The sequence below is a fragment of the Effusibacillus lacus genome (genome assembly GCF_002335525.1).
Taxonomy (GTDB): Bacteria; Bacillota; Bacilli; order Tumebacillales; family Effusibacillaceae; genus Effusibacillus; species Effusibacillus lacus.
On the sequence record NZ_BDUF01000109.1, the window covers coordinates 446 to 10,068 of the forward strand.

At 47.7% G+C, this 9,623-nt stretch carries 8 protein-coding genes and 1 riboswitch; all 8 genes read left to right on the plus strand.

Translation table 11 applies throughout. The features are described 5' to 3' along the window. Positions 1 to 784, plus strand: a 784-nt coding sequence (locus EFBL_RS17890) for a methionine ABC transporter ATP-binding protein (RefSeq protein WP_231705872.1), incomplete at its 5' end; no start/stop codon positions are given. Continuing rightward, a complete protein-coding gene (locus tag EFBL_RS17895; RefSeq protein ID WP_096183714.1) occupies positions 762 to 1,427 on the plus strand; it encodes a methionine ABC transporter permease in 666 nt (221 codons plus the stop codon). The genes EFBL_RS17890 and EFBL_RS17895, both read left to right, overlap by 23 nt. A 36-nt stretch (positions 1,428 to 1,463) precedes the next feature. Continuing rightward, entirely contained in the window at positions 1,464 to 2,312 is an 849-nt protein-coding gene (locus EFBL_RS17900) for a MetQ/NlpA family ABC transporter substrate-binding protein (protein ID WP_096183716.1), read from the plus strand. A gap of 146 nt (positions 2,313 to 2,458) precedes the next feature. Next, a riboswitch (cyclic di-GMP riboswitch) is annotated at positions 2,459 to 2,545 on the plus strand. Between the two features lie 220 nt (positions 2,546 to 2,765). Beyond that, a complete protein-coding gene (locus tag EFBL_RS17905; RefSeq protein ID WP_096183718.1) occupies positions 2,766 to 4,481 on the plus strand; it encodes an ATP-binding protein in 1,716 nt (571 codons plus the stop codon). 99 nt (positions 4,482 to 4,580) lie between these two features. After that, the gene (locus tag EFBL_RS17910; RefSeq protein ID WP_096183720.1) at positions 4,581 to 5,789 is read left to right on the plus strand and encodes a DEAD/DEAH box helicase; all 1,209 of its coding nucleotides are present in this window, start codon (positions 4,581 to 4,583) and stop codon (positions 5,787 to 5,789) included. Positions 5,790 to 6,143: 354 nt separating this feature from the next. Then, positions 6,144 to 7,184 carry a nucleotidyltransferase family protein gene (locus EFBL_RS17915; RefSeq protein WP_096183722.1) on the plus strand — a complete coding sequence of 347 codons (1,041 nt, stop codon included), beginning with the start codon at positions 6,144 to 6,146 and terminating at the stop codon, positions 7,182 to 7,184. Then, complete coding sequence (locus EFBL_RS17920) at positions 7,181 to 8,377, plus strand: glycosyltransferase family 4 protein (protein ID WP_096183724.1); 1,197 nt, start codon at positions 7,181 to 7,183, stop codon at positions 8,375 to 8,377. The genes EFBL_RS17915 and EFBL_RS17920 overlap by 4 nt, the downstream gene beginning before the upstream one ends. Beyond that, the gene (locus tag EFBL_RS17925) at positions 8,358 to 9,488 is read left to right on the plus strand and encodes a glycosyl transferase (protein WP_096183726.1); all 1,131 of its coding nucleotides are present in this window, start codon (positions 8,358 to 8,360) and stop codon (positions 9,486 to 9,488) included. Before EFBL_RS17920 ends, EFBL_RS17925 begins: the two co-directional genes overlap by 20 nt. The last annotated feature ends 135 nt before the right edge of the window (positions 9,489 to 9,623 follow it).

Here is a 9,623-nt window from a genome sequence, read left to right on the forward strand (position 1 = left end):
GATCGGCATGATCTTTCAGCATTTCAACCTAAACAGCAGCCGGACTGTCTTTCAGAATGTGGCGTTTGCTCTGAAAGCTGCGGGAAAATCAAAGGCTGAAATCCAGAAGCGGGTGCCCGAACTTCTTAAATTGGTCGGCTTATCGGATAAAGCCGACCAATATCCCAGCCAGCTGAGTGGAGGACAGAAACAGAGGGTGGGAATTGCCCGGGCCCTGGCCAATGACCCGCACGTTTTGCTGTGTGATGAAGCAACTTCGGCCCTTGACCCCAAGACTACCAAATCGATATTGAATCTCTTGAAAGAAATCAATGAAACACTGGGTCTGACGATTGTGCTGATTACTCATGAGATGGAAGTCATCAAAGAAATCTGCCATCGGGTGGCCGTCATGAAGGACGGGGAAGTGATTGAGGTTGGACACGTCTACGATATTTTCGCCAATCCCAAACAGGCTTTGACAAAGGAATTTATTGATACGGTGCTCGACTTTGAGCTTCCGCAGCAGATCCTGAGAAACCGCAATCCACAGGGTGTACTTGTGAAGATCCAGTTTAAAGGGCAGATAGCCGAAGAAAGCATTGTATCCGATGTCTTGCAATCTTGTGACATAAGAGGAAACATCATCCACGGAAAAATCGAATATATCCAAAACGTGCCGCTCGGAATTTTCATTATGGAAATTACGGGGCAACCGGCCGAAATTGAAAAAGCTCTGCAGTTGCTAAGGGAGAGAACATCCGAGCTGGAGGTGATCACCAATGTCTTTAACAAAGATTCTTGAGCTCATGCCGGATCTGATCAAAGCGTTTAACGAGACCATGTATATGGTGGGAATATCCCTGACCATAGCCATCCTGCTTGGCATTCCACTCGGCATCTTGCTGTTCGTCACTGACAAGGGGCTTTTCTTCGAAAACCGTTTGGTCAATCTGCTTCTGGGGACTCTCGCTAACATTGTCCGATCGGTTCCGTTTATTATCCTGCTGGTGGCTTTGCTGCCCTTGACCCAATTTTTAATTGGTACAACCATCGGACCGACGGCTGCTTCCGTTCCTTTATCCGTAGCTGCGGTTCCTTTTTACGCAAGACTTGTGGAGTCCTCCCTCCGGGAAATTAACAAGGGGGTCATCGAGGCAGCCATATCAACGGGGGCAACCCCCTGGCTGATCATCCGGGAAGTTCTCCTGCCGGAAGCCCGCCCGGGTATTATCGCGGGACTTACCATTACCGCGATCAGCCTGCTCGGGTTTTCGGCCATGGCAGGCATCGTGGGTGGCGGAGGAATTGGAGACCTGGCCATCCGTTTCGGGTACTACCGTTACGAAAACGAAATTATGTTGTTAACCGTTTTTGTTCTGATCGCGCTTGTGCAAATCATTCAATACCTGGGTGACTGGACAAGAAGCAAAGTGGACAAGCGGTAATCATACAATACATCAAAAGAATGGGAGAGAGGAAACATGAAAAAGATCTGGAGTTTACTTGCTGTACTGGGACTATCAGCCTCTTTAGTGACAGGCTGCGGTGGCGGGAAAACCGAACCAGCCGCCAAACCGGATGCCAAGCCGGCTGAAAAGAAAGAGTTGAAGATTGGTGCTACGGCCGGTCCTTACAGTGACATGGTATCAAAGGCTATCAAGCCTATCATGGAGAAGAAAGGATATAAGATCGAGGTCGTGGAGTTTGGCGATTACATTCAACCGAACCTGGCTCTGGCCAATGGTTCCCTGGATGCCAATCTGTTTCAGCATATTGTCTACCTGAAGAAGTTCTCCGCAGACAAGGGACTGGATCTTTCTGCCGTAATCAGTGTTCCGACGGCTCCGATGGGACTTTATTCGAAGAAGTTCAAATCTCTGGATGAGATCAAAGAGGGAAGCACGATTGCGATCGCCAACGATCCCACAAACCTGGCCAGAACGTTGCTGCTGCTGCAGGATGCCGGCTTGATCAAGATCAAGAAGGATGTCGATGTTTCCAAAGCTTCTGAGAAAGACATCGCAGAGAATCCGAAGAAACTGAACATCAAACCGCTGGAGGCCGCCCAACTGCCCCGTGCAGTCGACAGTGCCGATCTTTCTGCCGTACCGGGGAACTTTGCTCTGGCAGCCAAGATGGATCTCTTGTCAGCATTAAAGTTGGAAAATATGCCTGATGATTACCGGAACCAGCTGGTTGTCAAAACCAAAGACCTGGAGGCCCAATTTACCAAAGACCTCAAGGCAGCCATTGAATCCAAAGAGTTCGAGCAAACCATCGACAGCCAGTTTAAAGGGTTCGGAAAACCGAAATGGATGACCCAGAAGTAATCTTGTATATACAAAAGACGCCAAAAGACGCCATTTGGGCGTCTTTTTGTTATGAAGTGCACGGAATTCGTCTTCCGGAATGCGATTGGCCGGGTAAAAAGGAAAGGGTTTCTCACCTGACGAATATATGGAATGCCACTCTTTGTGGCCGACAACGGCAAACTTCGGGAAACCGGAGGACGCAAAACTACAGGGGCTACGGTAGGAAACTACGAAGCCAGCCAGTTGCCGAAAGGAGGGGACATCATGAGAACAGCTTTCAAAGCAGGCATGTTTACAGCTCTCAACGCACTCGCGATCTTGATTACCTATGGGCAACCATGGTTCTAGTAGGTTGCCGGTCAAGAGAGAATCGGATAAACCCGATTCTCTCTTTTTAATTTTTTCTATAAGTGTTATTATTTAACTTATCGGCACCATCTGATCGGATCCTATTTTGAGAGGGGAGACAGCATGAAGGAAAGAAATTTGTATACATACGTTCTAAGTCTTGTAGCCATATATGCTGTCTGGGAGACGATCATTGATTTCGAGATTAGCAACTGGTTTTTTTATCTGCTGCTCATAGGGCTGGTCATTGTTTGGGATCTGTTTCCTGTCAAATTGCCCAGCGGAATTGAGTATGAGGCTGGTTCCATTGGTTGCTTGTTGATACTGTTTCAATTTGGTCTTTCTGCATGCATGTTGTCATGTATTATCGGCCTATTGTTTGCTTTTTGGAAGAATGCAAAGTCTTTCAAAAAAATTAAATGGTTTCGCTATACGGTCAGCATTGGCATGTATTATCTTTCATTCCTGCTTGCTTACAAAGTGATGGGGTATACGGCTTACCTCAATCCTTACATCCAGGCGTTTGCGATTGCGTCTGTTTTTGAACTTGCTAATCACATACTGATGGCCGGTGTGAAAAAAACGGTTACGGGAAGTGTTACAACCGGTGAATTTTTCGGACCTCTAAAGACCCTGCTTATTCCCGTAATCATGTACACCATTATTCTCCCCCGTTTAATGAGGCATCAGGAGATTCAGGAATGGCTGGATGAAATTTCTTTTTTGGCAATCGCATCCATTACGATCATTTACTTTTCTTCCGCATTTACCAAAGAACTCACAAAGCGCAGAGAGGCTCAAGAAGCCCTGTATCTTGCGCAACAGGAACTGGAGGATACACTCCGCCATCAACAGGGAATGACCTTCAAATTCAAGGAGGCGGATGAAAAATTCATTCATACGCTGTATGACGGGGAATTGATGTACAGGCTCGGGTTTGTCCCGGAAAAAGTGATTGGAAAGGAGTTGTCAAATTTTGTTCCAATAGACATGGCTTTAAAGACCGAAAGTTATTACCGCCGTGCATGGAACGGAGAAGAGAACGTGATCTACGAAGGGGAACTGAACGGGATCATCTATCTGGCTTCTTTGCGCCCAATTAAGCGAAACGGGAAAGTGGTGGAGGTAATCGGGTCCTGCGTGGACATAACCGAGCGGAAACAAGCTGAAGATCTTCTGCTCAAATCAGAAAAGCTGGCCGTCGCGGGTCAATTGGCTGCCGGAATCGCCCATGAAGTGCGCAATCCCCTGACAACGATCAGGGGGATTATACAATTGATGCAATCCGGTCGGATGAAAGAACAGTATTTTGACTTGATAGTTTCAGAAATCGATCGAATGAACCAGATCATTAGGGACTTTTTATCTTTGGCCAAACCCTATTCCACCTCTTTTAAGAGGACGAACCTCCATTCCTTTCTGGAAGATACGGTTCTATTGTTTACGGCTGAAAAAATCATGAGAAATGTGCAGATCGAACGGGATTTCTCGATCGACAACCCTTGGATTCTTTGTGAGGAAGCACAGTTGAAACAGGTATTTATTAACATTATAAAGAACGCGTTCGAAGCGATGCCCAATGGTGGAAATCTGACTATCAGCACGCATGTTTCGGAACCGAATCTTGCGGTCATCCGGTTCTCCGACTCCGGACTTGGAATCCCGGAGGACAGGCTTGACAAGTTGGGCGAGCCCTTTTACAGCACGAAGGAAAAGGGGACAGGTCTGGGTTTGATGGTCAGTTACCGGATTGTTGAGCAGCATAACGGCACAATCAGAATTCAAAGCAAACTCAACGTCGGGACTACTGTGGAAGTGGTTTTGCCGCTGGTTAAATAAACATGAGCATCTGCCGTGCTCCATTTGGTCTGTTCCTGATACTGGCGCATTTTTTAAGGTATACTGTCTTGAGAAGAAATCTTGGCAGGGAGACCCGACATGACGGAACCATTTCAATCATTGACAACGATGAAACCTTTTTTGCAGGAGGCTTGGCGAAAGAACAGCTTTGCAGACCTCACTGCGATTCAGCAGCATGCGATACCCTTGATCTTGCAGGGCAAAGACATAATAGCGGAATCACCAACAGGAACAGGGAAGACACTTGCATACTTGTTGCCGCTGCTTGAACGAACCAATCCGGAACAGAAGGATGTACAGGCTGTCATTCTGGCTCCTACCCGTGAACTTGTCATGCAGATTCATCACGAGATCCAGAAGTACTCAGCAGGAAGCGGTATCACTGGGGCCGCTTTTATTGGCGGTGCCGATCTGAAGCGACAGATCGAAAAATTAAAAAACAAGCCCCAGATAATCGCAGGAACTCCAGGCCGGATTCTGGAATTGACAAAGGCCAAAAAACTCAAAATGCACGAAGTAAAAACAATTGTAGTGGATGAAGTTGACCAGATGATCAAGCTGGAACTCATGAACACCATTAAAGCAGTGGTGAAAACAACACTTAAATCCCGACAGATCCTCTTCTTCTCGGCCACCATTCCGGAAAGGGTTGAGAAAGAAGGCCGGGACATGATGAAAGATCCGGTCGTGATTCGGATTGCCAAAGAGGATCTGCCTGAGTCTCAAGTGGAGCATTTCTACTTTGTATGTGAGCGGAGAGATAAGATCGATCTCCTGCGCCGGATCGTGAAATTGCACTCCCCGAAAGCCATTGCATTTGTCAACAATTCCGGCAGCCTGAATGAGATGGCCGCAAAACTGGAATATAAGGGGGTTTCGCTGGAAGTTCTGCACGGGGAGTTGGGAAAAACGCAGCGGGAGACCGTAATCAAGAATTTCCGGACGGGTAAAATCCCGTTACTTTTGGCTACGGACATTGCGGCCAGGGGATTGGACATTCCGGAGATTACCCATGTCATCCAATTTGATTTGCCTGAGACGGTCGATCAATATATTCACCGATCGGGCCGAACGGGCAGAATGGGGAAGGCAGGGACAGTCATTTCTCTTATTACGCAATATGAGGAACAGAGGCTCCAAAGATTCAGCAAGGAACTGGGAATTCCCATCGAGAAGAAGACTCTGTTCATGGACATGATAGTTGACAAGAAGCCGTCACGCCCAAGTCCCAGGTCAGCGGCACCAGCAAAACGTGGAAAGACAAGCAAAGGACGGTATGATCGGTAGGGTTGAGTGGGGATTGGGGCGTGGACAGCGGAGCAATCGCTCAAATGGATTCAATTGAAGGAGGAAGACAGGGAAAACCTGCTATAAAAACAAAAAAATCACTCTTACCGTCAATGATTTGAATTGAGGTCTGTCCCCATTTTTCCCTATATTGTTATTAGCACTCACCTGAATAGACTGCTAACAAAATCTTGGTTCTAAATGCCATCGCCATCAAAAAAGAAGCATGTTCATACTTGAAGCTTTTTATGGCTCGAGAAATCGTGACATAGGAAATTTCAATTATGCTCAAATGCTTCTTTTTGCATATTCATCCAAAATTTGACTGATGTTCGAATGGAGGTTGATCATGCGATGAAAGCTTTGTTATTGGCCGGTGGTCTTGGTACGCGGTTAAGACCCTTGACCGAAAACTTGCCGAAGCCGATGGCACCAGTCGGAAACCGCCCATGGCTGGAACATGTTCTGCTGCATTTGAAACGGCAGGGAATCGATGAGTTTGTGATTGCAGTCAAACATTACCCGGAGATCATCAAGGAACGCCTGGGAGACGGAAGGCGTTTGGGCGTTCAGATTGAATATTCAGTGGAAAGGTCACTTCTGGGTACAGCCGGTGCGATTAAGAATGCGGAATCATTGCTGTCAGACCGATTTCTCGTGGTCAATGCCGACATTGTCCATAACATGTCAATTCTCCCCCTTCTCGAGTTTCACTTACAGCACAAAGGTCTTGTGACCATTGGGTTGACTGAGGTGGAAGATCCTTCTCAATACGGCGTGGTTCAGCAGGACTCCACGGGAGAAATTTTGTGTTTTATCGAGAAGCCAAAGCGTAATGAGGCGCCGTCCAGGCGAGTCAATGCAGGTATCTACGTGATGGATAAAGAGGCGCTTCAATGGATTCCCAAAAATAAAGAGGTGTCAATCGAGAAAGAGACATTCCCGCTGCTGATCGAACACAGGGCAGTTTATGGCACAAAAGTCGACGGCTACTGGATGGATATGGGAACCAATGAACGCTATCGAAAAGTGCATTGGGATTTGTTGGATCGGAAATTCCCGCTGCCCTTGAATGAAATAGAGCAGGATACTGGGATATGGGTTGGAGAAGACACCCAAATCGGGTCAGGCGTGCTGTTTCTTCCCCCGGTTCTGATCGGTGATGAGGTACATATTGGGGATCGAAGTGTGATCGGCCCCTATGCGGTGATTGGTGACCGATGCGTAATCGGCAAGCATGTTCGTTGTTCGGAAACCATCATGTGGGATGGATGCAAAGTGCATGACGCCGCTCAACTGAACAATTGCATTTTCGGCTACGATTTGGAACTGGAAGCACGACACATCTTATACCAGGCAGTGATGAATCGAATGACGGGAGTGGTTCAGGGATGATGCAGGTGGCATATGTCAGCACCTATGTTCCGAAAAAATGCGGCTTGGCAACCTATACTCACCATCTCAGACAAAGCGTGGATCATGCCAAAGTCTGGAAGGGAAAAGACCCTGTCATAGCGTTGGTTGATGAAGAGGAGCAAAGAACTGTTAACGAAGACAACGTTTGGCCTTTGCTGAAAGAGCATAGGGCCGCCTATGCCAAAATGGCCAACAAATTAAACTACAGCAAGGTTTCCCTGGTCATGCTGCAGCATGAATTTGGGATTTTCGGAGGTGAGGCGGGTTCCTACATCCTGGATTTTGTCCGTACTTTAAAAAAACCGCTCATCACCACTTTTCATACGATTTTTGAGAATCCTCAAGAACCCTACAGATCCATTCAAGAGGAAATCGCTTACAGAAGTGAACGAATCATTGTCATGAACCGTAAGGCCATAGCCTACTTAAGAAATTCGTTTGATATTCCTGAGGACAAAATTGTGTATATCCCTCATGGGACTCCCGTGCCAAAACCTCAAGAGAGGGATCTGTTGCGCAGCAGGATGCATTGGACCAATCGAAAAGTAATCATGACGTTTGGCCTGCTCAGTCGGGGAAAAGGAATTGAAATGATACTGGAGATCTTGCCGGAAGTGGTTCGATCCGTTCCTGCTGTTCTGTACGCGATAGTCGGACAAACCCATCCTGAAGTGAAAAAAAGGGAAGGCGAGTCTTACAGGCAACAACTGCAAGAATTGATTCGTGAGAAAAAACTTGAGAATCATGTTACGTTTGTGAACCGGTATATCAACGAGGAAGAACTGATCCAGCATATTGCTGCTTGCGACCTCTACGTCACCCCCTATCCGGGGATGCAGCAAATCACCAGCGGAACGCTGGCCTATGCTGTAGGCTTGGGACGACCTGTTCTAAGCACACCCTACAACTATGCTCAGGACTTGCTTGGGGAATATCAGGAACTGCTGATCCCGTTCGACAATCGTTCGAAATGGTTGGAAACCACCACAAAGCTTCTGTCCACCCCCGATGAATTGAAACAGTGGGAGAGACGGATGGAACGCATTGGAAAGCAGATGCGATGGCCGTTAGTTGGCAGCAAACACGCCCTATTGTTTGCTCGAATCGTGGAATTGGCCAAAGAAAGATCACTGGAAGCAGGAGGAAAAAAGGTTGTATCCGTCACAGGTTAGTTTGCGTCATTTGGAACGGTTGACGGACGATACGGGACTTCTGGAGCATTGCTTCGGGAAGATTCCCCGCCGGCAGGAGGGGTATGCTACCGATGACAATGCGCGGGCACTTTGGGCGTGTGTGGAATGGTTGTCTCTGATTGAATCGGCAAACGAACTTCAAACAGATGCGGTCAAGTTGCTGGGGCTGATTGACCGCTATCTTTCCTTCTTGCTCTGGGTCCAGCAGGAAGACGGTTCGTTCCACAACAATATCCGATATGACCGGACTCCGGAGCCGGAGACAGCATCCGATGACTGTCTCGGACGATGCCTCTGGGCCTGTGCGCTAACATGTGTCAAATTGAAGGAGCCTGACAGGCTGATTGTGGCTCAGGAAATGTTCCTCAAAGGAATCCAGGCAGCCCGTTCCATGAAATTCCCGCGAGGCTGGGCATTTGTCCTGGCAGCCTGCAGCATCCTGTTGATGCATAGCCAGCATCGTTCTTCCCGGACAGATGATCCATTCTGGCAATATGTCAACCTGGTGTTGCCGAATTATGTCAGCCTGTTTGAAATGAAACTGGCAAGACTTTATCAACAACAAGCAGGAGACGGTTGGCACTGGTTTGAGTCGGCTATGACATACGGAAACGGCGTGATGCCCTGGTCGTTGTTAGTTGCCTACCAGGTTACGAACCGGCAGGATACGCTTTTCATAGCAAAAGAAAGCCTAGACTTTCTAATCGAAAAAATGACCTGCCAGCAAGGAATGATCCGCCCGATAGGCAATCGCGGCTGGTGTACGCGTCACCACAGAAGCGACTGGGATCAGCAGCCGCTTGATGTGATGAAGTTGGCTCTTGCATCGGCTCAGGCCTATCTTGTGCTGAAGGATTCCAGGTATAAGGAGATTACGGACAAGTGTCGGGCCTGGTTTTATGGGGATAATGACCTGCATCTTCAACTCGTTGACAGAGAGGACGGCAGTTGTTGTGACGGTTTAAACGAGAACGGCGTGAACCTGAATCAGGGTGCAGAATCGACTCTGTCTTATTTGCTGACGGAATCCATTTGCAAAAAGATTGGACTGGAGGAGTATTGTTATGTCAGCTGTAATGAAGTTGGCTGATTCCAGTCTATCAATTGCCTGGTGACCGTTGTTTGGGGGGATCGGATTATGAAAGCGTACCCGCTGCTTTTTACTCCTTGCTTTCACGAACGGATTTGGGGGGGCACCCGATTGAAGCGGTTCTTTGGATACCCG

Bases quoted from the DNA above. Each gene is read 5' to 3' on its own strand.
- EFBL_RS17895 (WP_096183714.1), top strand. From the start codon at position 762: ATGTCTTTAACAAAGATTCTTGAGCTCATGCCGGATCTGATCAAAGCG.
- EFBL_RS17900 (WP_096183716.1), top strand. From the start codon at position 1,464: ATGAAAAAGATCTGGAGTTTACTTGCTGTACTGGGACTATCAGCCTCT.
- EFBL_RS17905 (WP_096183718.1), top strand. From the start codon at position 2,766: ATGAAGGAAAGAAATTTGTATACATACGTTCTAAGTCTTGTAGCCATA.
- EFBL_RS17910 (WP_096183720.1), top strand. From the start codon at position 4,581: ATGACGGAACCATTTCAATCATTGACAACGATGAAACCTTTTTTGCAG.
- EFBL_RS17915 (WP_096183722.1), top strand. From the start codon at position 6,144: ATGAAAGCTTTGTTATTGGCCGGTGGTCTTGGTACGCGGTTAAGACCC.
- EFBL_RS17920 (WP_096183724.1), top strand. From the start codon at position 7,181: ATGATGCAGGTGGCATATGTCAGCACCTATGTTCCGAAAAAATGCGGC.